This is a genomic window from Morganella sp. GD04133 (assembly GCF_029835375.1).
Lineage (GTDB): Bacteria > Pseudomonadota > Gammaproteobacteria > Enterobacterales > Enterobacteriaceae > Morganella > Morganella morganii_B.
In genome coordinates, this window is sequence record NZ_JAODZS010000036.1 from 23,546 (window position 1) to 45,284 (window position 21,739).

A 21,739-nucleotide genomic window follows, 5' to 3' on the forward strand; every position below is an offset into this window, starting at 1 on the left:
GCACTAATGCGTATACTATTGTGTATAGGTCTAGGTTCAATGGAAAAACTATACACATTATGCTGCTTACAGACATCCAAATCCGCAAAGCAAAGCCTAAAGATAAAGCGTATACCCTGAATGATGGCAACGGACTATCCCTGCTAATTGAACCTAACGGCTCAAAGTGCTGGCGTTTCCGCTACCGGTTCGCGGGTAAACCTAAAATGATCTCTTTGGGTGTGTACGACACCGTAACGCTGTCCGATGCCCGTAAAAAACGGGATGAGGCTAAAAAGCAACTGGCAGAAAATATCAACCCAAGTGATGCCCGTAAAGCCGACAAAATAACGCTCAAGTTCGCCACTGAGAATACGTTTCAGGCTGTTGCTATGGAATGGCACACATCAAAGCGTGCAACTTGGTCAGAGGGTTATGCAGAGGAAATTTTACGGTGTTTTGAAAATGACGTATTTCCGTATATTGGTAACCGCCCTATCGACCAGATAGCGCCGTTAGAGTTATTGGCCGTTCTGCAGAAAATTGAAAAGCGTGGTGCATTAGAGCAAGCCAGCAAGATCCGCAGACGATGCGGGGAAGTATACCGTTACGCGGTGATCACTGGCAGAGCAAAATACAATCCAGCTCCGGATTTATCTGGCGCTATGAATAAGCCGGAAGTTAAGCATTTCCCATTCCTGCGTGAAAATGAAATACCCGATTTTGTTAAAGCACTAAATAACTATCAGGGCAGTAAAGTAACAAAATACGCAACGCAATTGCTTATGCTGACCGGTGTCAGAACTGTAGAGCTGCGCTTTGCTCAATGGGATGAATTTGATTTTGAAAATGCCCTGTGGGAGATCCCGAAAGAGCGCATGAAAAAACGTCGTCCTCATTTGGTGCCTTTGGCACCACAGGTTATAGCAATCCTGAATGAACTGAAAATAATCACCGGCAATTATCCGTTACTTTTCCCCGGCAGAAATGACGCAAGAAAGCCTATCAGTGAAGCAAGTATCAATAAGGTGATCGAAAAGATTGGTTATAAAGGACGGCTAACTGGGCACGGGTTCAGACACATGATGAGCACTATTCTGCATGAAAACGGCTTTGACAGTGCATGGATTGAATTACAGCTTGCACATGTTGATAAAAACTCCATCCGTGGAATTTATAACCATGCTTTATACTTAAATGGCAGGGTAAAAATGATGTATTTTTATTGTGAATATATTAATAAGTTGCATCCTTAACATCTGTTTCAATATCCTTCACTTGTCGAGAAATTCGTTTATTAAAATGATACTCTATTTCCTCATCTTGCATTCCATCAATATTTTTATTAAAATAATAAGTTAGGACATACGATTTATCATCTATGTTGTACTCATCAAAGTTAGGGATATAGCGAGTTTCACGGCGATAATATTTAATTTGATAAAAAGATCGAACAAATGACTTGAGTTTTATAGTAACACAAAATCTTTTACACAGGCCTTCGATGAAATAATCTAACTCATGTAGCAATTTCTCATCATTTATTTCAGAGAAAAAATACATCCACCCCTTAGATTTATTTTGAAATATGCAGCCAGTGATTCTTAAATTAACTCTCCACTCTAAAAAGTTAATATTCTTTAGTTTTGAATGTTTATATCCGGTAAATATTGAAAGTAATGAGTCTCTTAATTTATCTACAGATCCTTTGCGTGCTGTTACTTTTCCATTATAAAAATGATAACCCAAATACCCAAACTCATCACTATTTAAATAACCCGCACTTGATTTTTCTGGATTTATCCTAGGGTCATAAATAGTTAATTTTATTTTTTTAAATCAAGATATTAAGTCATCTGCTATGCTTATAGCGTCCGTTGAGTTACAAAGTATCATTATATCATCTACATATCGATAATATTCAATATCCTTGTTGGATCTAAAATAAACATCTATATTTAACAAGTAGATAGCAGCTAAAATATTAGAAATAGAAAGTCCCTGAGGGACTCCTTGCAGTGATGGTTTATCATCATGTCTAGGTTTAGATACAGTCGGTGAGCTTATAGCGCTTTCAATTAGTGCTAATATTCTTCTATCTCTAATTTTAGATCCAAGCCTACTTATTAATTTATCATGTTGTATTGATGGATAAAAATTAGCAACATCAAACTTTATGAAATAATCATACTTTCTATTTTCTATGGATTTTTTAACGTTTATAACCATATCTTGTGGCAAATCAAAACTAATCACATTTTGATATATTTCTTGTAAAGAATCACATATAGAACGTAATGCAATTTTATCCCTAATAGTAGGTATGGATATTTCTCTTGGAAACTTTCCTCTTCCTTTACTAATAAGCTTTAATTTATATTTGTTAAATTTATAATCACCAGACAAACATTTCCTTTTAATTATTTCAATTTCATTTGCTTGATATTTCCAAAAAACTTCGTGAGACATATTATCCACGCCAATCGATGGAGATAAAGATACTATATCCTTATAGATTCTTTTGAGATTATTAATCTCAAAATTTTTGGAAAAAACGCCATAAGAACTCATTTCATACCCCTTAAAAAAAATAATACAACTATAGGGGAAATAAATAACAAAATAAACATGAGAATATTTCGGATTATATAAAAGTATACTTGTACTCTATGCCAGAGTATTGGAGTCCTAGTTAACTTATCTTTATCGCTAGTATTATCATATTCATCTACCATTGCTTTAATGAAATCCCGTTCTAAATGATTCTCTGTTGTATTTAATATTGATTGATATTTTTTATTTAACTCAACAACACCTACTCCTGCTAATAACTCCATTTCTATAATACTTAATTCTTCATAGCATTTTTTTATTAGCATAGCTCTGCCTTTGTAATCCATATTGCTATTGTATAGCGTGATTACTAGTACCAGAACAGATAGAGCAACCATAATAACAGACTCATTATTATTTTCAGTTGGATTCACAAGTGCATATATGGAGTAACAAACTAAAAATAAAGAGTACCATAACAGAAGAAACTGTGAGTAATAATCTAAATTTAAAAGCCTACGTTCAGCTTTAATTTTAGCTTTTTTTGTCCACCAAACTTTATCTGATAACGAATTTTTCATAGCTAGTCCTTAGGAAAATGAGACGCCAAAGGTAGTTAGCGTGTAACGCCTGTAAACAGACTAGTAAAACTAGAGGTCAAGCCTCCCAAAATTAGTTGCACCCAATAATCTGGATGATCACATATGTGATACGCCTCATTTTGCATATCATACATACATTAATTTGATTAACCAATACGCCCTCGTCATTCAAGAATAATATTTCATCTTATATTGATTTTATGATTTTTATCACTAAATAAAATAAGTTATCACGTAAAACGCACTACACCGCACCCGCCTGCGGTTTTTAGATCTGGAATTTATTTCAGTTTTCATTTTGTTCAAACCATACCGCCGGAGCGCGGGGCTGCTGGGTTTCCCGTGATTTTTCCAAACTGAAATGTGTGAAATGTTTTTCAGTAAATTTCAGTTTCGATGCGGCAACACGCGCAGGAATAAAAATTCAACCAATTGAAATTAAATGACTTTTCTGTTTTGCGTGGGATTTTACGTCAGAGCGGATGTTTGCGAAAAATTACAAAATCCAGCATTCATGCGGGTTTGCGGGAAGTGCGAAACTGAAATCAGCTGAAAAAATAAAAGAGACCGGGGAGATTTTCCGGCCTCACGACGTACCGATATTCACCGGGAATGTTATCTGCCGATAACCCTGATACAAATCCCCCGGTGAGGCAGCGGTACATCCAGTTTGCTCTGATGAATAGTGTGCGAAAACGTGATTGTCATAACATAAGTATGACCGCACTCCAGATCGTCACAGCTGCAATACAGTTCAGGGATAACCCGCCCCTCTGTTTCAATCCTGCGTATGGTTGATGGTGATGAACATTGCGGACAATATACTTTGAGCGTTCTCATTGCCTGTGATCCTTTTTACTGATGCCGGCCAGAATAAAGCTATTTGAATACCTGTCTGTCCATTTTCACTGGTAACAGTGGTAACACTGGTTACAGAGCTGATTTATAAGGAGTTAATCTGTTACCACTTATCAAAACCAACGTGTAACGTGTGGTAACAGCCTGTTTGTGTTACCTCGTGATACCGGCGACTGTCCCAACGCCATGATTTAGGGATAGTCATATTTCACCTATAAAAAAGCCCCGCTATTTAGCAAAGCAATCATTTTCACATTTGTAAACACATATAAAATTAACTTCTAACCAATCATTAACACTAATATCAAAATAGTACCACTCTGATATAGTCTCAGCTGTTACTTTAACTTGAATTACAAAATGGATTTTTATATATGTCTGACTACGGTAGTCTTTTTGATTTTCCATCCGATAGTGACGATGACGGATTTTACGGGTCCTCCCTCAACGCCTCTCTCGTGTCTCCGTTAATCAGCAACCATGTGGTTGTTTACGGACATGGGCGATTAGCTCGCAACAGCCAAGGTGACACCATTCATTGTACCGTTCCTCCCAGCATTACTATCGTTTTTTGGGCTCCAATTGGTTGTGAATTGCTTATATCAAGAGGTAAAACTATTGCCGGCAATGTGGTTCATGCCTGGAACACGCGCGCTACATCTACCCCGCGACCACGAGTTTTCTCTGGCATTGAAAACGCCGCCTACAATGAACACATACTGAGCCCAATAGAAAGTTTTCACTGCCCTTCGAATGTGTCACTTGAACGTGCAGCCCCGGGCAGGGAAAAAAAACTGTCAAACATCGTCAGGTATTACAATATGAAAAACAAACATACTATAATTCACTGGGTCGCATGCCGGGTCTAATGGGTGTTAATTAATGGATTCATCGAAGTGGGTCGCCATTACTATTCATACGACCCCTTATCTCTCCGCCTCAATCTCCCGTATTACCCGCTTATCGTGATAACTGCCAGCTATCAACTTCATCGCATCAGTCAGCAACAGAATTGCTCCGTCGCAGGTCATTCGTCAGGAATAACCGGCAGCGGACAATCCGCAGTCAGTTGAGCATGAATCGGAACCACCGGCGCGGGAAAGAATGTATCTTTCGTATTGCTGCAACTTCCCAACAACGCCAGAGGAAAATAGCCGTTGCGTTTGTTTGTTCAGAATTTTGTGGCGGCATATATGAAAAAAGGTCGCACATGGCGACCTTTGGAATTTATGAAATAGTTTTTATTTCATCCTCTTACTCTGATAGCATCAGGCTTTGATACTTTGCAATATAGGGTTAATTGACATGCACAAGACCGGAACATTATTAATTATCGTACCTTTTCTTTTGGCTGCTGGATGCTCATCAAAAATCAAACACCAAACCGATCAGGATGCATGCGTAATAAAAATGGATACTCCGGAAGGGAACCAGCCGGGCAAAATAGACCAGGTTGATGGAAACAGCCCTGAGTGTAAAGCTATCGAAAAATCAATAAATAAAGCCATTTAACTTATTTATCATAAACATCAAAACCACGGGTTATTTAACCCGGTTACGTATCCGCACCAAACCTCTATAGCATGATCATCTGTTGTTCAGGATAACCAACCGGGTATACGCATACAAATGTGCTAATTATTTCAGAAAAAAAGCAACCTCACCCGCTGCTCCCGGAATCATTTTTTATGGATTTAGTCTGCGTAAAGACGAAAAGAAAGGATCGTGTTATTTTCCCTTAACGGAGAATGCAATGAAAAACCGCCGGTCTTATCTCTGAACAGACGACCAATGGACAGAGTCACAAAAGCACTCTCCGTCAGCCGCAGAATTACCCGACCGAATGCAGTTTGACGTGTGATCCGAGATATTCCCGCTTACGCTGGTTATCCGCCGCTTTGTAGCATTCCGGATACAGCGCCGCGATCTCGGCCATTAATTGTGCCGGTGTGTTAACTGATTCAATTTTGGATGCAAGAGCCAGTGCCATATCAAAAGCGACCCGCTCTACCGGATTATATTTTGGTGAAAAGATTTTATTTGGCATATTGTTGCTCCGTTTTTCGTTGATAAATAACAACATGCATTACTTATCATTATACAGGCTTCCGGAATGAGTATATCGGAATATCGTAGTCTGAACAGATCAGTAACTGCGTATTTGTTCAATACAACGGCTGTTTTCCGGTTTGCTATATTCTTTTTTTCTCACCGGGATAACTTTTGGGTATGAATGTGCCCTCTGTCACATTTTGTCATGATTTGCTGACAAATCCCGATAATACATTAACCAGAATTTAAAAAGCCGGACACTACTACACATCCGCTCCGGTATAGTGAGTTCATCCAAGTAGAGAGTACCCTGAAGAAATGTTGTGATTATGCCCGCGGATTGCGGGCTTTTTTTTATTTCTGTCAAGATGAAATTTTTGCATCACCCTTCCCGTTGACCTTTCTTTCATTTTGCCGCTATTTACTGATACATACTTTCAGTAAACAGAATGGTGAACATAATGAAAAAGCAATTCTCTCTGTTTTTTTCCGGTGCCGTTTTAGCACTGGGATTTTTACTGTCAGGTTGTGATAAGGGCGCAACTGACATGACAAAAATTAAAGTCGGTGTGATTAATGGCGCCGAGCAGGATGTGGCGGAGGTCGCGAAAAAAGTGGCCAAAGAAAAATACGGGCTGGATGTCGAACTGGTCGGTTTCAGTGGTTCATTGCTACCGAATGATCCGACCGCCAATGGCGATCTCGATGCCAACGTCTTCCAGCATCGTCCTTTCCTGGCTCAGGATAATAATGCCAGAGGTTATAACCTGGTCGCCGTGGCAAATACCTTTGTATTTCCGATGGCCGGTTATTCCGATAAAATCAAAAATATCAGTGAATTAAAAACCGGTGATACCATTGCCATGCCGAATGACCCGACAAACCTGAGTCGCGCATTATTATTAATGGAAAAAGAGAAGCTGATTACATTAAAATCCGGCACCGGTTTATTACCTACCGCGCTGGATATTACCGAAAATCCGCTGAAACTGAATATCATGGAGCTGGAAGGCGCTCAGTTACCCCGTGTGATTAAAGATCCGAAAGTCACAGCAGCGATTATCAGTACCACCTATATTCAGCAGACCGGTTTATCACCGGTAAAAGACAGTGTATTTATCGAAGATAAAGAATCACCGTACGTCAATATTATTGTGACCCGTGAAGATAATAAAGATGCGGAGAATGTACAAAAATTTATTAAAGCCTATCAGTCACCGGAAGTCGCCAAAGCAGCGGAAACGCTGTTTAACGGCGGAGCCGTTCCCGGCTGGTAATCTGAATAATACCGTGCCGGAGAGTCTCCGGCACGGTAACTCATACCTCATTCAATCCCCGGCGTAGTACTGAACCCGATAGCACCTGATCCCGGTGCCGATTTTTTATTTAACCTTTCACAGTATTCCTCTGCGGAAAAAAGAAAATGAAGACTCCCTTAATTCTTTATGATGAACCGGATTAATTCAATTTAAGCTATTAATTACTATTTTTTCTGATAATAGTCATAACACCGGTACTGTAAAGGATAAAACAATGAATACAAATCAGAGTGATATCGATAAAGCTGCAGCAAAGATCATCAAAGGCATGGAGCGTATCAACCGCTTTGCGGATAATTACACAGCATATCTTTCAGAAAAAGACAAGACGCAACTGGTCAGGCTGACAGAAGAATTGCAAATAAAGCTTAACCGGAGTCCATCATGAATTTATTTTCTGTTGATGATTCGTTTAAATTCAAAAACAAACAAGCACAACAATATGATTTTAAAATAAAAATCACTGATTCTTAACTATAGTAAAATATCAGGATTTGTCAGTTTTTTGGAGATTTGAAAATATTATCGCTGTTTATGTATATCCCGTTGTGCGGCAAAAAAAACAGGAATATGTTTCATCCATACCCGCTGAGCAGGTATAAATACTCCCGTAATCCTGAGGATATCATAATGAAACATTCAGCCCTTATTGTTGCAACTCTGACCGGTTTATTCTCTTTCGGCGCAATGGCATCGACTCCGGCACCGGCACCGGCAGTTTCAGCGGCACATTCCGGTATTACCGCCACTAAAGCGGACAGCCATGCAAAAACCGTAAAACATGACGCAAAAGTAAAAAGCGAGAAAGGAAAAAAAGCGAAAAAAATTAAAGAGGAAAAACAGAGCGCAATCTGAACATTATAACGGTGCTATCCGCGGATTAAACCGGCTCCATACCGGGGCCGTAAAAAAACCTCCCGTTCATACGCGGGAGGTTTTCCTTTCTTCTTAATTACCCGTCATCAAATCACTAACGCAATAACAAAGATAATGAGCGCCATGCAGGTAAAGAAACCAATAGGGTATACCATCGTACTTTTCGTCATTGGTGACATGATCGAATCTCCTGTAAACCTTACTTAGTATCTGACAAACAAAGAACCCGCGGATATTTAAGGGTATCCTGAGATATAAGTAAAGCTGATAGATCACAAAATCACGCAGACACCCAAAATCAGTTATTTCTCCGGAAATGATTATTTTTCGGCGGAGATCCCGGGTTATTGCACCATCACCATCACCAACAGCACAAATACCAGCAGTGCCAGATAAGATTTTGCATAGAGTTTATCCGGTATCCGGCCAATCAGCGGCGCACTGATTTTCTGCCCCAGCCAGGAACCGGCAATCAGCAATATAAAAGCCTGAATATCCACATAACCGGCAAAACCGCTGCCGAATGCCGCCGTTTCATGGCGGGCCAGCAAAATGTAAGTCAGTGTGCCGGTCAGTGCCATCGGCAAAGACAGCGGATTGGCCATTGCTGCCGCCTGTGCCATTTCCGCCCCGCGACGGCGCATCAGCGGAACGGTCATCACGCTGCCGCCCACGCCCAGAAACGCAGCCACCACACCAATCACTGTCCCGGCTGCCGCAGTAGCCCCCGCGGACATTGGCCTAAGATAAGACGCTGACTGCGTCATAAACCCGGGACGGAAAATGCTGTCCAGAATAGTGATAGCAAGATAAGCAATAAACAACCACTTAACCCACATTCCCTGAACAGCAATCGCCAGCAGTGCGCCTGCAACCGCCCCCGCTGCGATGTATCCCGCCAGCGGGCGCACCTGAGGCCAGTTAATCATTCCGGCACGATGCTGACGAAAGGTTGCCATTGATGCGCTGAATATCATCACTCCGGTAGATGTCGCGACTGCGATATGCATGGCCGCCGCCGCAGTATGGCTGTCCGCCGTAGTTGTTAACAATGCATAAAGCAGCGGAACAATAAAGAATCCGCCGCCGAAACCAAACAGTACCGTTGTCGAACCGACAATACAGCCACACGCCAATAAGAGTAAAAACACAATACCTGCCCCGCTGAACATAATCGTTACTCATACTATAAACAGCAAACGGGCAATCTGCTTTTGTATGCGGGACAACCGGTATTGTATTTCAGCCAGGATGAGGTTCTCAGGAAAGATAAACGTCTGAATTCCAGATAAGCAGAAAACAGAGATTAACAGCAGTCTGACAGCGATTTAATCAGATACAGCTCTCCTGACACAGTACACTTTTCAAAAATAATATAATCAGGATAAATTTCGTTTTTAATCCAGACTCTTACACTGAAAAAATGATTATTCTCCGCGATATCATAATCGGACAAGTCTGCAGATAAATCAGGGAAATAATGGTTAACAAGCGCTGCTGCGCATTTATTTTTGACTAATTTCATGACATCACCTCATTTAACAGGGAATGCACTTTATTTAATGTACTGTTTTTATTAAAATAATCAATCAAAATATAATAAAGGAGGGGCAATGATAGAAAATCATCTTAATATCTTCATAAAAGCAGCGTTTATTGAGAACATGGCCCTGAGTTTTTTCCTCGGAATGTGTACTTTCCTTGCCGTATCCAAAGAGGTTAATACCTCTTTTTAACTCGGTCTGACCGTTGTTTTTCTGCTGACTGTTGCCACACCGATCAACAACCTGATCTATCATTACCTGCTGTCTGATGGTGCAATTATTGAGGGTATTGATCTTACTTTTCTGTCATTTGTTACCTTTATTGCTGTTTTGGCTGCTTTGGTTCAGATTCTGGAAATGTTCCTCGATAAATTCATCCCGTCCCTCTATCACTCACTTGGTGTTTTCCTGCCTCTGCTGACTATCCACTGTGCTATTTTCGGCGCCACCATCTTTATGATTGAACGGAATTATACCTTTACTGAATCCATTACATACGGTGCAGGCTGCGGAATCGGCTGGCTGCTGGCCATTACGGCTCTCGCCGGACTAAGGGAAAAAATGAAGTATTCTGATATTCCCCGGGGATTGCGCGGGCTGGGTATTACCTTTATCTCTGCAGGGCTGATGTCTCTCGGTTTTATGTCATTTTCCGGTATTTCCCTGTAACTATAAAAGGCTCACTGATATTGGCAGAGCAACCATCAGGAGCCTTCGTTTAATTTACCGGTATTGATCAGGTCAAATCTTTAATGACGTCAGAAGGACCATTTTTCTGTACAGACGCAATACCATTCAATGCCCCCTGCTTTGAGGCATACATTTCGCTGGTGGCGATAATTTCATGGTTTCCGGCTTTCAGAACAAAATAATACGGCTGCGATGTATCTTTGGTTGATTTTTTTAACTCGTAATACCCCATAACAAGCTCCTCAGTTGAAAATCATGTTAATACGGCAAATCATAATGACGGTTTCAGTATAGTCACTGATACGTAAAAACAGGAAATAAAAACCGGAAAAGATAAAGTCCGCTGATATTCAGCGGCCAATCATCAGTAAGTAAGGGGTATTATCACAGATAAAATGACCGGCCTCTTTCATACCGGATTTCAGATGAGCCCGGATCGAACGTTCATTATCCTGATGAATAAAGGCAACCGGTTTTCCGCTGTTTTCTGCACACAACCGCTGATACAGCGCCGGTAAAATTCCCTGCCCGCGATAATCCGCCGCAATACAGACCGGGCCGTAAAACCAGTTATTTTCCAGTAACTCACCGAATTGCTGTGAAATGACTGCGGTCACCGGCGATATGTGTGCGGACTGTACCGGAAAACTGAATACCACCCCGGCAATCACGTCGTTATCCTGTGCAATAATCACCGTCAGTGCCTGCGCAAACATATTTTCGACTTTTTTCAGCGGATATCCCCCCAGCAATCCCCCCTGCCGCGACTGTGCATTCTCCTGTAATAAGGCAGCAACCTGCCCGCAGTCTGTATTGACCATCTGCCGGTAACAAATCATGTTGTCCTCTCTTTTTTGTCGCTGTAAACAAAAAGCCACCGGATTAACCGATGGCATAGTAAGGAAATTCAGTCATCTTCAGGCGGATCTTTAAGAAGCTGGTGAATCTCTTCTTTAAGACGTAATTTTTGTTTTTTCAGTTCCACCACTTCCTCACTGTAGCCGCTTCTGTCGGATTTCTCCAGACGGGCAATTTCATGATCGAGTTGATTGTGTTTATCAAACAGCGTACGAAACTGATGATTATTCTGGCGAAGATGGGAAATCAAATCACGGTATTCCGGAAACATAACAATTTACCTCCTGTCAGTGACTATATAATCATCATCTGCGATTTCAGCCTGTAAATCAAAGATCAAACGCTGAAAATTTGATATTGGTTTACGGTTTAATACCACATCCGTTTTGCACGAAGATTATGCCGCAGCCGGCCGGATAATAAATCAGGGTGCTATTGTGAAAGTCATGCGTGCTGATGGTTTTACTTCATAAGTTTGCTTTTCACTATTCCAGACAACCTCCGGGGACGTATACTGACCATAGGTATCAGAAGCAAACTCATCAGGTTTATAAGAAAAATCACTATTGATACCGGTATTTTTGCTTTCTTTTAGTCCGGCTTTAAAAATTTCATTCAGTTTATTTTGGCTTTCCTCTGCGTCCTGTTCAAATTTAGAGCGACCGGAAAGCATGTAAGACGGCTTTGCGGCCACATTATTCATAAGATTATCGTGTGTATCGGTGGTGGCTATGGTTAATTCGGAACGCGTTTTACTTCCTGCCTCGGCACATCCGACAAGCAGGCATAATGATAAATGGGATATAACTACATAATGCATAAGGCTAATTCCTGATAATTTACCCGGCATTATTACATAAGATTATTTTATATGTAAATATAATGAAAAATAACGCACCATTACAAACTGATAATACCACCTGAGACTAAGTGAAATATAAAAGGAATTCCTCCGCCTTTTCCCATATTTATAAAACAAATAACCAACCCTGATTCATCAAGAGGATGATTGTTTTATAAAAATAATCTGCATTATTTCATAACGGTATCAGGTGACCCGGCTAATTAACCGCTACCGTTGTTTTCCTTTATCAGGAAAACTGACATAAAAAAATCGCCGGACGGCGACATTTCATCTGACGGTCCCGGCCTTCACTGATTTTTTGTTTGCGGGCTGACAAAAATATGCTGCGGAAGGCCGGTGACTGAAGGCTATCAACCGTACGGGTTGATAGCCTTCCGCCATAGCACACCCGGAAACAATCACAATCAATGTCTGATGAAAAGCAGAGACTTTGTCATTTGACCAGTGGAGGCCGTAACGCGTCCTGAGATGGCATTTTTATTCCCACGGAATCCAAAAGAGTATCCGTAATAGTCGATCTGCAAAATAGACAATCGACGATTTTATAATTTTCTCCGTTTTGTCTCAGGGTGTCTAATATATGATATAAACTGGTCGTTTTTTTTATCATAATTATATCAACTTGATCTGTGTTGGCTATACTACTCAAATCCGGCAAATTCTCCACTTCATAAAAACTCAAATAGTAATTCCTTATTTTTGATGGACTCCGAAAAGACTCACGGTGAGTAACTTGATTACTTGTTACTCTGGATATACCGGGGTCCCTCAATGCGAAATATTTATCTGCGTAAAATCTTATTTCCTGGCCTGACCGTACCGGTGTTTTACGGCTAAAAGGTGCCTGAGCGCCATGTGCAGTTATAATCACCCTATTTTCGGTGTTACCCCCACTTTTAATGAGAAAAAATGTATCAAACTCAACAATATTAGCCGAATGATTGCTGTATTTGAGTATTGTTTTTTTCATACTTCCCGCAATTTTAGCCGCAATACTTTTCCCTGTGAATCCTGTTATCGTGGCTATACCCAAAGCCAGTGATGTCACTCCCAAAGCAAACGATGCCTTCGGATAATTTTTTTGTGTGGCACCGTAGCCTATTGCCGCCACATCAGACATGACGGCTACCCCTGCCATCAGGAACGGCACTGACACCGAGCTGACCGCCACTGTGGCCGAAAAAATCGCCGCGCTTGCTGTCAGACTGCCTACCGCTGACGCTACGTACATGGACAGTCCGGCAGTAAATGCGGCAGCAAAAATACCGACAATCCCCAGGCCGATTGCTACACCGGCACCGGTTTTCATATGGCCTGACGGGTCGGTAAAATTAACCGGGTCTCCGGCACAATACGCATACGGGTTAATCCCCCCCTCACCAAACGGACTCAGGCTGTCCGGACAGTTAAAGCGCATCAGCACCGGATTATAGGCCCGGTAGCCGTTCCCCAGATGGTAACTGCCGCTCACCGGGTCACACCGCCCACCGTTAAACCCCGGCAGTAAATCAACCGGATTTCCGCTGCCATACGGTGACCAGTTATGCAGTGTTGCCCCGTCATTTTTATTCTCTGACCATATCAGGCTGCTGTTGTGGTCCGTCCCCGTCAGCGTCAGATCCCCCCCCTGACTCATACCGAGACAGTGACCGCCCCGTTTAATCAGCCGCGTCTCCTGCCGTCCTGCCGCCAGAACCTCGTTGACCAGGGTGTTCCCGCGGTAATACAGCCCCCGCACATCCCCGTCGCTGACATGCTGGCTCACCAGCCGGTTGAGGGCATCATACTGATAACGGCCGCCCTTAATATTTTTTCCGCTGACCCCCGTCAGCCGCCCCGCCACATCGTAAACCAGGGTTCTGCCTGCCTCATCCTGTATCATCCTGCCGTTGGCATCATATTCCGGTTTAATCCGCGGCGGATAGGCCGCATGAGTATGTGTCACTTCTGACAGCTGAGCGGGGTCCGCGGCATTCCGGTAGTGATACACGGCGGTATCTTTACTGCCGTCCGCCAGCGTGGTGATAACCGTGATCAGATTATTTATCGCATCATACTGATACTGCTGACCTGACAGCATGTTACCGTAAGCATCCGGCGGCGGGGTGCTGCCGCTCACCCGGTAACTGACCAGACGGTGACGGCGGTCATATTCATAGTATTCATCTTTCAGCACCGTGCTGCTCTGCCGTGTGACACGCCGGCTCAGCAATCCGTTTTTCAGCCGGTGCATTTCTGTGGCCAGCGTGACGCCTTTACTGTCTGTGAGTGTCCGGCTGATTTCACGGCTGAAATCGTCATATTCAAACGCCGTGGTCAGCCGGGCGTCGCCGGCTCTGTCTGTCACAGTCTGAACGGACAGGCGCTTCAGGGCATCGTAGCCCAGCGCAACGTCAAGTTCACTGTCCTGTATTCCGGTAACCTGTCCGTATTCATCACGGGTATAACATGTCTGCGCCCCGGTAATATCCGTATAGCTGAGCGGAGCGCCGCCCAGTGTACTGGTATAGCCAGCCTGCCGCTCACAGTTCCGCCGGGTAAACCGCTCCTGAATCAGTTTGCCTGACGGTGACCAGACACAGCCGTATCCGGTATCTGCCTCGCGGGCACTTAACAGCGCGCCGGTCAGGTTATCGTAGTCATACGTCTGATTTATTCCCTCACCGCTCACACGATGGGGAACATTACCCAGCTCCGGAATATAATCATATTTCAGTGATTTCCCCGACGGAAACGTGATTTCAGCCGGCACCGGAGAGGCACCTTCATAGCGGTACCAGGTCATCCGGCCACCGCTCGTTTCACGGGTTAGCCGGTCCAGACTGTCATATTCACGCTGCCCCATGGTCAGCGTTTTTCCGTCAGTCCCCGGACCGCATACCTTAACCGCGCTGACCTGCCCGTCATCTGAACCAGGGGCATATTCACGGGTAACCACCGTGCCGTCAGCCAGTGTCCTGGAAATTTCCCGGTCAAACAGGTCATAACAATAGGTGGTGATATTACCGTCTGTGTCTTTCTCTTCCCGCAGACGGTTCAGTCCGTCATAGACATAACTGTGCTGCCCCTGCTCAGCCCCGGAGACATCCGTCATCGTTTCCTGCACCGGCAACCCGGTGATGTTATCCAGCCGGGTGCTGACAGTGCCGCTTTTTACCAAAGCCGTTCCTTCCCCGCCCTGTGAATGTGTGCGGAAAATCTGCCGGACAGGATCTGACTGTGTCAGTTCGCGGAGACTGTCTGAAAAGGCCGTTTCAGACAGATTCCCCCAGTTGTCATAATCCATGGAACCGCTGATCTTAAAGCGCCTGCCGGCATCCGCCCCGGCTGTAATCCGGTCCTGTCGCGTGCTGCTCTGTTCCTGACCGAAAGCATCATACTGTACTGAGGTAACATCAAACCATTCGTGTGTATGGTCGGTATCCAACACCTGACTGCGTACCTGACGACCGGCACCGTCGAAATAATGTTTTTCCTGATTACCGGTACTGTCCCGCAGGGTCGTGACCGGACCCTCTGCTGTGATTTCATACGTCCATACCGTAGTGTTTTCATACCCGGCGGAACCGGCATTCTCTGTCAGCGTCAGTATCCGCCCCGTTGTATCATAGGTGTAACGGGTTTCTATCCCCTGTGGTGAAACCTCAGAATGCAAAAGCCCGTTATACACAGACCGGCTCTGTGTGACAGATGACTGTAACCCGTCATAACCGGTAAAAATAACCGTTTGTGTCATCAGGCCGCTGTCGCTGACATCAGTATCAAAATCCTGTCTGCCGGTAAACGACTGCCCCCCCTGCATCCGGGTTGTACCGGGTATCGGTGAATGATGTGACGCGGCCATATTCTGTATTTTCGGCGTCTTCCTCATATTCCGTGGTACGTACAGATAACAGCGTATCACCGCTGAAGACGGATTCAGTGTCCTGCACCACACAGCCCGGGCTGCTGCCTAACAGGCGGTAGGTGTATGCTGTGGTTTTTTCCGGTGTGTCATCATAATCACTGTCCCGCGGTGTTACCGTCACGGATTTCAGGAACCGGACAAACCCGTTCGGTTCAGCCGGACAGTGGCCCCCGCCTTCTGCCGGATAAAATTCATAGGTAGTCAGTGTGCCGTCAGGGGCTTTCATACTGACAGGATTGCCGTGTTCATCAAATGTTGTTTCTGTCATTTCCGTACGGGTCTGCTCTGCGGCAGGCAGAGCGGTATCAGTCAGGGTAACCGTTTTCTTTGCGGGCATCTGAAACTGGGCCGGTTGCCCGTCAATAAAGACATCAGGCCTGACATAATAGGTGATATCCTCCCGGACAATACAGCTGCCTTTCCGGGTTTCCTCCCAGATTTGCAGGTGATAATTATTGTATTCCCGCTTCGTGGTGAGGGTGACACCACCACTTGAGATACTTTCCTCTGAACCGTAGGTATAATCCGTTAATGTGGTATAGATATAATCACTGTCGGCAGACCAGTCACCAAAATTGCCGTTGAAACCGAGGAAGTTTTGCGTGGTGTACGAGAAATGCCGGATTGTTTCCGGCTGTCCGGCTCCCGGATTCCGGGTATGCGTGAACACCACCGGCAAACGGGCAGTGACCTTTGATGAAGCAGGATACCTGAGCCCCTCCAGGCTGTTGTAAACAACGTCATCTGTCATACCGGTCGGGTATTTCACCCCTGTAAGCAACAGATTGTTCATTCCCGGCAGAAGATCATAACTGAAATAACACGTCAGCTTGTTACCGTCCGGTATTGTGCGGAAAATACAGTCCAGATACATCTCGTTCAGCAGTTCAAACTGAATATGGCTTTCATCTCCGGTCCCCGGCCACAGAGTGACTACAGATGCGTTTCTGCGGTAATTTACACGACACAATGTCACGGACTCATCCCTGATTTCAGACAGGCGGGGCACCTGTACGCTCCGATCCCAGGACAGATGCAGCCGCCGCCCTGCCGGAGATATGACGGTCGTGGTGACGAATGTCTCATCATCTCCGGTTTTTGTCAGTCGTTCGGTTTTACCGTCTTTCCAGAAAATGGTATACCCTTCCCCGTCTCCCTGACCATTGGTAAACATAAAACAAAAACTATTGAGTTTCTGGTTGCGTACCTTATCGGTACCGGGGCTGACCCGGTATTTTTCACCGTTACTCAGTTCCAGTAAATGAGTTCTGTTATTAAACTGTGTCAGGCTCAGGGCAAAACCGGTACCGAAACCACTGTTAATGCTGTTCAGCGATGAATAGCTCAGAGACAGGGGGAGTTCAGGGCCCAGCTGATGATTGCCGACCAGCGATGCGACGGGCAGACTAACCATAAACTGACCGGTACGCGGATCGACCCCCGTGTTCATGGCATTGATAAAGTTGGATGTCTGTGACGTAAAATTATCATTCATAATAAATACTCCTGATATAGACCGGCGTGACCGGATATAGCCAGCTATACCCGGAATTGATTATTAGGGAGAATATATTTTCAGAAAAACACAGTATAAAAAATGCTGTAAAATAAAAGATAAATAAACTTTTTTATCCTAAATCAACCTTACCCAGATTTTCATAATGTGTCCGGTCCACAAAAAAATTAATTTTAAATGTTCCTTTATTACCGTAATTATCAACTACAGAATATACTGCAGGAGAAGACTTTCCATTCCAGTGATTAGAGTAAACATTTTTCCCTGTGGGTATGCTTATTTTATGACCGACAATAGATACACCACCTCCGGAAATATTTTTAAACGGAATATTAACCTCAACCTTATATTGCCATACTGAATCAGCCAGGTGGCAAAACCCTTGCATTCCTTCGCTGTCCGGTTTACCCCAAAAATACACATCATAATCCGGGTGATTCACGTTCTTACCAAACCCTTCCATTGCCGAAAGGCTTACTATCTTATCTCTGTGATCTGTTAAGATAATACCGGGCTCCTTGTGCTTATGCCATTTGGTTTCTCCATCAAGGAGTTCTTTTGATGTAATCAGGTTATCACGGGAAAAATCCACACTAATGAATTTTAACGTATCCTTTTGACCAGGATAGACCTCAACAATACTCTGGTATAAGGATGCACCATCTTCTTTAACCCAGTATTTACTGTCAGACTTATAGTCATGAACAGTAAATGTTTGCTTTCCTACAGGTGCCCAACCACTTTGTCGTAAAAATAGGTTTTTTTTCTCCGAATAATCTATTTTTGTCCTGGCATGTACATGAACATAGGCTGGCATTTTAAATACAGAACCAGACATCGTTCCTTGGGAGCCATTGATCGTATCAGTACCCTGAGATGTTGTATTAAAAACACCTACTCCGGGAATATCAACTTCAGCGGCGATTTCAATATCCTGATCAGCGGAAAAATCCGCTGCGGATACATAAAAAATAAAATCCTGCCCCGATTTTAATGAAGCAACATGTTCATTTTTTGTAAAAAACATATCATAGCCGAATGCTGCAGAAAAGGCCGATTCTGTTGTTGATGAATTCCAGTAACGTACTGATGACTTCCCGTTATTCCGTGAAATTTTCTCACCCTTCTGGTAGGTAACCAAACTCAGAACCTCATTAAGCTCTTTATCCGTGATATCCAGGTCATAGTGATATGTTTCACCCTTATCTGTATATGTATCCGTGCTTTCTATATTAATGTGAATAAGTATTTTAACCTGATTTATACCATTACCGAAAATTTCAGCATTTTTAGCATCTGATCTATCATGAAACATAATTTTCAATGTTTTTAATTTATTGAATTTATCCCATACGCTCATAATAATACCTCTCTATATAACTATCTATATGATTTTAATAGACTCAATTATAACAGTACGTATCCAACTGCATTCAGATAACTAAAATTAACCGGTATTGAATACAGATACTATACTTTTTACTGCACACTTCCGGACTTTACTTAATACCATCATTGAAATAATGATTAGCAGTGTGAGCCACCCGCACTATACTCAAAGCACAGGCCTTTTACATCCCTGTTATAATTAATGACACAGGAGTTAAATATTGATGCAAACATGAAAATAAACGTGAGTTTTATTTTTATTACCACGCCGGCTAAGGATCGTTATTTTAATGCTTTCTGATTCAATCACTGTTACAATGACAATACCATTTAAATATCGCCATATCGACCTTGTTTTTTTAATGTGGATTACGATTATTTAACCCATGTTAATTTATAATATTTTTACGTCTTTTTACTCATTACCTGACGCTTTCTCGTAAATTGAGAAAGTGAGGAACACTCACGCGATTGATTTTCTCTTTAGAAAAAATATACCTGCAAATACGTTTCAATGGGGATTGTTGCACCAGCTATTATCCCGTGGTGCCCTCGATGGTATGGCTCAACACCGCTAAACGATGTCAACGTCAGCGATCTGCCTGTATCAATCGATTATTTAATGTGGAGACTGTTTTTGCCTGAAACATCCAATACGTTTTGAGAAAAAAACACGCTAATTTATTATTTGCAACAAGCCCGTGATAATGGACTCGCATTTATCCTGCCCGGCTCGCAATCAAGAGAGCCGGGCTAACATTAACAGCACTCAAACTCAAAAAATCGTTTTAATCGCGGTTCATAATAAATGTAAATTATTTTCCATATCATAAGTCAATACATTTTTTAAATTAATTATGTTTTATTTACCTTATTATGCCGAACCTTAGGGTTGAAAAAACGATGAGTCTCTTTAACATTGTCAAATAAAAGTGCCGTATTTTTTACTCCTTCCTTATCTTTTTGCTGAGGAACATAAATACCAAACTTGCTATAATGGTTTCTGGAATTATGCGCACCAAATGAAACAGTTGTCTCAAACGTGTTTTTTCCATTGATGGCCACCTGAATACCCGGGTGATTTCTGTTCCAGACAATCCTGACTTTGAATTTATACCATTCCTGAGGGCAGCTAAGCGTTGCTATTTTTTTTCTTAATACATTTCCATTTTCCGAGTTAATTGCAATATATATTTCTTTTTCATTCTTTAAATGAAGAGATACCGGAGGCCGTCCCCGACCACGGGTCTTCATATCACCGCCACACTCTTTTACCTGAAAAAAAATTACATTATGTGCTGCATAGCCTGCTCTCATTTGAAACTCATACATAGAATCAGTGTTCATATTCAAATTATTTCTATGCGCAAGCTCGACTCTGAAATTACCTTTTTTTTTGGGAAGGTTAAAACGTAAAACGTGTTCATCTTTTTTTCCAACCCAGGTGCCATTCTCAAAAGAAAGGTATCTTTCATCTATAGTTTTTTCTATTTCTTTCTGTCCGGATGGACCTAATTTAGTATACGTTTCCGTATTGATGCTTATATTGTATTTTTTTAAAGATTTTACATTGTTTTTAAAGGACGTTTTTATACTTTCCAGTTTCCGTCCACGGCCATAAGAGATAGGGTCATATAACGTGTCCATATGAGAAACTGTTACGCAATGAGCGTTAGTATTTCGAACACTTTTTATCTCCCGGGTGATGTTATTAAGGTGCGGAGAGGCAGTATCTGCAGTATGTATTGGCGGATTTAAAGCCTGGGGTAAAGAATAATTACTCAAGACTGGTAACATTATTTCTCCTTGTCATGATAAATCGTGACCTGTGTAATTTTTTTATGATTAAATATCTAATCACAAGCTGTTTTAATACTATTAAATACACTCAAAAATGCATTAAGTATCCCCATGAATAACAACTTACAACAGAGAATACTATAAATTCCGATTTTGTAACGTTAGGGTATACCCTTAAATGTAAGGTACTGTTGTATTGACAATAGATATACATCAAGGTACCGGGGCTTGTTGAAAATAATAAATTAGCGTGTTTTTTACTCAAAACGTATTGGGTGTTTCAGACAAAAATAGTCTCCACTCAATTTTTGCAACAAGTGTAGTGGTTTAATAAATTTGGCCACCTGAACAGAGGTGATATGCTCATCTCAGAACAACACAGGGGCTTCCGGATGGGGCGATGGCTTGCCGGACGTCAGATACCGAAAAAACGCTAAAACCGTGGTCAGTTTTAGTTGACCACTACAATCTAATGCCTAAGCATAATAGGATACGTATAAGTTAACATGTAAATAAATAGCTTTGGTGATTATTCATAATTAATATAAACATAATAATTAAATATACCGCATTGTTTTATATTATTTTTAAACTGCACAATCCTTTTTTATGGTTAAATATTTTTACATAAACACTATAATAAGCACGACATAACCCTCATTACAGGTTGTGCAATTTGTATTATCAAAATATCCATTCTCACATTAAGGGCTCAAGAAAATGTTTAAGATATTTTTCTATTTTCTGGTATTGTCTTTTTGCTCAACTAGTTATGCGCATTGGGATTCTGCATATTATAGAAAAGCTACTGATGGATTCACTGACAAATCAAAGTGGATGAGCACAATCAGGGATGATGTACTACTTTCTGAGATAGCAATTCCGGGTACACATGATAGCGCTGCTTACAAAGGTTTCGTAGACAGTGTTG

19 protein-coding genes and 2 pseudogenes are annotated in these 21,739 nt (G+C 42.3%); 7 read left to right on the forward strand and 14 right to left on the reverse strand.

All coding sequences use genetic code 11. From position 1 onward, the window contains the following. Positions 1-59: 59 nt before the first annotated feature. Positions 60-1,235: an integrase arm-type DNA-binding domain-containing protein gene (locus N7387_RS16845; protein ID WP_279800381.1), complete on the forward strand. Its 1,176-nt coding sequence runs from the start codon at positions 60-62 to the stop codon at positions 1,233-1,235. On the opposite strand, the gene N7387_RS16850 is transcribed toward N7387_RS16845, so the two are convergent. The 3 genes from N7387_RS16850 to N7387_RS16860 form a co-directional block, all read right to left on the reverse strand. Continuing rightward, positions 1,216-1,728: a hypothetical protein gene (locus N7387_RS16850; RefSeq protein ID WP_279800382.1), complete on the reverse strand. Its 513-nt coding sequence runs from the start codon at positions 1,726-1,728 to the stop codon at positions 1,216-1,218. The two genes, N7387_RS16845 and N7387_RS16850, sit on opposite strands and share 20 nt — an antisense overlap. Positions 1,729-1,818: 90 nt before the next feature. Then, a complete protein-coding gene (locus tag N7387_RS16855; RefSeq protein ID WP_279800383.1) occupies positions 1,819-2,550 on the reverse strand; it encodes a reverse transcriptase domain-containing protein in 732 nt (243 codons plus the stop codon). Further along, positions 2,547-3,113 (reverse strand): SLATT domain-containing protein, encoded by a 567-nt coding sequence (locus N7387_RS16860; protein WP_279800384.1) that lies wholly within the window; start codon positions 3,111-3,113, stop codon positions 2,547-2,549. Before N7387_RS16860 ends, N7387_RS16855 begins: the two co-directional genes overlap by 4 nt. Before the next feature lie 2,184 nt (positions 3,114-5,297). On the opposite strand from N7387_RS16860, the gene N7387_RS16865 reads away from it, so the two are divergent. After that, complete coding sequence (locus tag N7387_RS16865; RefSeq protein WP_262860054.1) at positions 5,298-5,504, forward strand: thiamine biosynthesis protein ApbE; 207 nt, start codon at positions 5,298-5,300, stop codon at positions 5,502-5,504. A gap of 319 nt (positions 5,505-5,823) precedes the next feature. Here the strand turns inward: N7387_RS16865 and N7387_RS16870 are convergent, their stop codons facing one another. Continuing rightward, positions 5,824-6,075 (reverse strand): hypothetical protein, encoded by a 252-nt coding sequence (locus N7387_RS16870; protein ID WP_262881907.1) that lies wholly within the window; start codon positions 6,073-6,075, stop codon positions 5,824-5,826. Between the two features lie 430 nt (positions 6,076-6,505). On the opposite strand from N7387_RS16870, the gene nlpA reads away from it, so the two are divergent. From nlpA to N7387_RS16885, 3 genes are all read left to right on the forward strand, one after another. Next, on the forward strand, positions 6,506-7,321 hold the full coding sequence (gene nlpA / locus N7387_RS16875) for a lipoprotein NlpA (protein ID WP_279800385.1): 816 nt from the start codon (positions 6,506-6,508) through the stop codon (positions 7,319-7,321). A 256-nt stretch (positions 7,322-7,577) separates the two neighbouring features. Then, on the forward strand, positions 7,578-7,751 hold the full coding sequence (locus N7387_RS16880) for a hypothetical protein (RefSeq protein WP_262881906.1): 174 nt from the start codon (positions 7,578-7,580) through the stop codon (positions 7,749-7,751). Positions 7,752-7,993: 242 nt separating this feature from the next. After that, a complete protein-coding gene (locus N7387_RS16885) occupies positions 7,994-8,218 on the forward strand; it encodes a hypothetical protein (protein ID WP_279800386.1) in 225 nt (74 codons plus the stop codon). A 365-nt stretch (positions 8,219-8,583) separates the two neighbouring features. On the opposite strand, the gene N7387_RS16890 is transcribed toward N7387_RS16885, so the two are convergent. Beyond that, positions 8,584-9,390 carry a sulfite exporter TauE/SafE family protein gene (locus N7387_RS16890; RefSeq protein WP_279800387.1) on the reverse strand — a complete coding sequence of 269 codons (807 nt, stop codon included), beginning with the start codon at positions 9,388-9,390 and terminating at the stop codon, positions 8,584-8,586. A gap of 155 nt (positions 9,391-9,545) precedes the next feature. After that, positions 9,546-9,764, reverse strand: a complete 219-nt coding sequence (locus N7387_RS16895) for a hypothetical protein (protein ID WP_279800388.1) — start codon at positions 9,762-9,764, stop codon at positions 9,546-9,548. A gap of 91 nt (positions 9,765-9,855) precedes the next feature. Here N7387_RS16895 and nqrE point away from each other — a divergent pair. Then, positions 9,856-10,452 (forward strand): annotated as a pseudogene (gene nqrE, locus N7387_RS16900) (NADH:ubiquinone reductase (Na(+)-transporting) subunit E). A 67-nt stretch (positions 10,453-10,519) separates the two neighbouring features. Here the strand turns inward: nqrE and N7387_RS16905 are convergent. From N7387_RS16905 to N7387_RS16940, 8 genes are all read right to left on the reverse strand, one after another. After that, the gene (locus N7387_RS16905) at positions 10,520-10,705 is read right to left on the reverse strand and encodes a YegP family protein (protein ID WP_262860059.1); all 186 of its coding nucleotides are present in this window, start codon (positions 10,703-10,705) and stop codon (positions 10,520-10,522) included. Positions 10,706-10,823: 118 nt separating this feature from the next. Beyond that, entirely contained in the window at positions 10,824-11,312 is a 489-nt protein-coding gene (locus N7387_RS16910) for a GNAT family N-acetyltransferase (protein WP_279800389.1), read from the reverse strand. Between the two features lie 68 nt (positions 11,313-11,380). Beyond that, positions 11,381-11,602, reverse strand: coding sequence for a DUF465 domain-containing protein (locus tag N7387_RS16915; protein WP_025155049.1), 222 nt, complete (start codon positions 11,600-11,602; stop codon positions 11,381-11,383). A gap of 153 nt (positions 11,603-11,755) precedes the next feature. Next, a complete protein-coding gene (locus tag N7387_RS16920; RefSeq protein ID WP_279800390.1) occupies positions 11,756-12,151 on the reverse strand; it encodes a hypothetical protein in 396 nt (131 codons plus the stop codon). Positions 12,152-12,629: 478 nt separating this feature from the next. After that, on the reverse strand, positions 12,630-15,998 hold the full coding sequence (locus N7387_RS16925) for an RHS repeat-associated core domain-containing protein (RefSeq protein ID WP_279800391.1): 3,369 nt from the start codon (positions 15,996-15,998) through the stop codon (positions 12,630-12,632). After that, a complete protein-coding gene (locus N7387_RS16930) occupies positions 15,958-17,598 on the reverse strand; it encodes a hypothetical protein (protein ID WP_279800392.1) in 1,641 nt (546 codons plus the stop codon). The genes N7387_RS16925 and N7387_RS16930 overlap by 41 nt, the downstream gene beginning before the upstream one ends. 133 nt (positions 17,599-17,731) lie before the next feature. Further along, positions 17,732-18,979: a hypothetical protein gene (locus N7387_RS16935; RefSeq protein WP_279800393.1), complete on the reverse strand. Its 1,248-nt coding sequence runs from the start codon at positions 18,977-18,979 to the stop codon at positions 17,732-17,734. Positions 18,980-19,863: 884 nt separating this feature from the next. Next, a complete protein-coding gene (locus N7387_RS16940; RefSeq protein WP_279800394.1) occupies positions 19,864-20,805 on the reverse strand; it encodes a heparin lyase I family protein in 942 nt (313 codons plus the stop codon). A gap of 723 nt (positions 20,806-21,528) precedes the next feature. Here N7387_RS16940 and N7387_RS16945 point away from each other — a divergent pair. After that, positions 21,529-21,739: pseudogene (locus tag N7387_RS16945) on the forward strand (hypothetical protein); the annotation flags it as partial.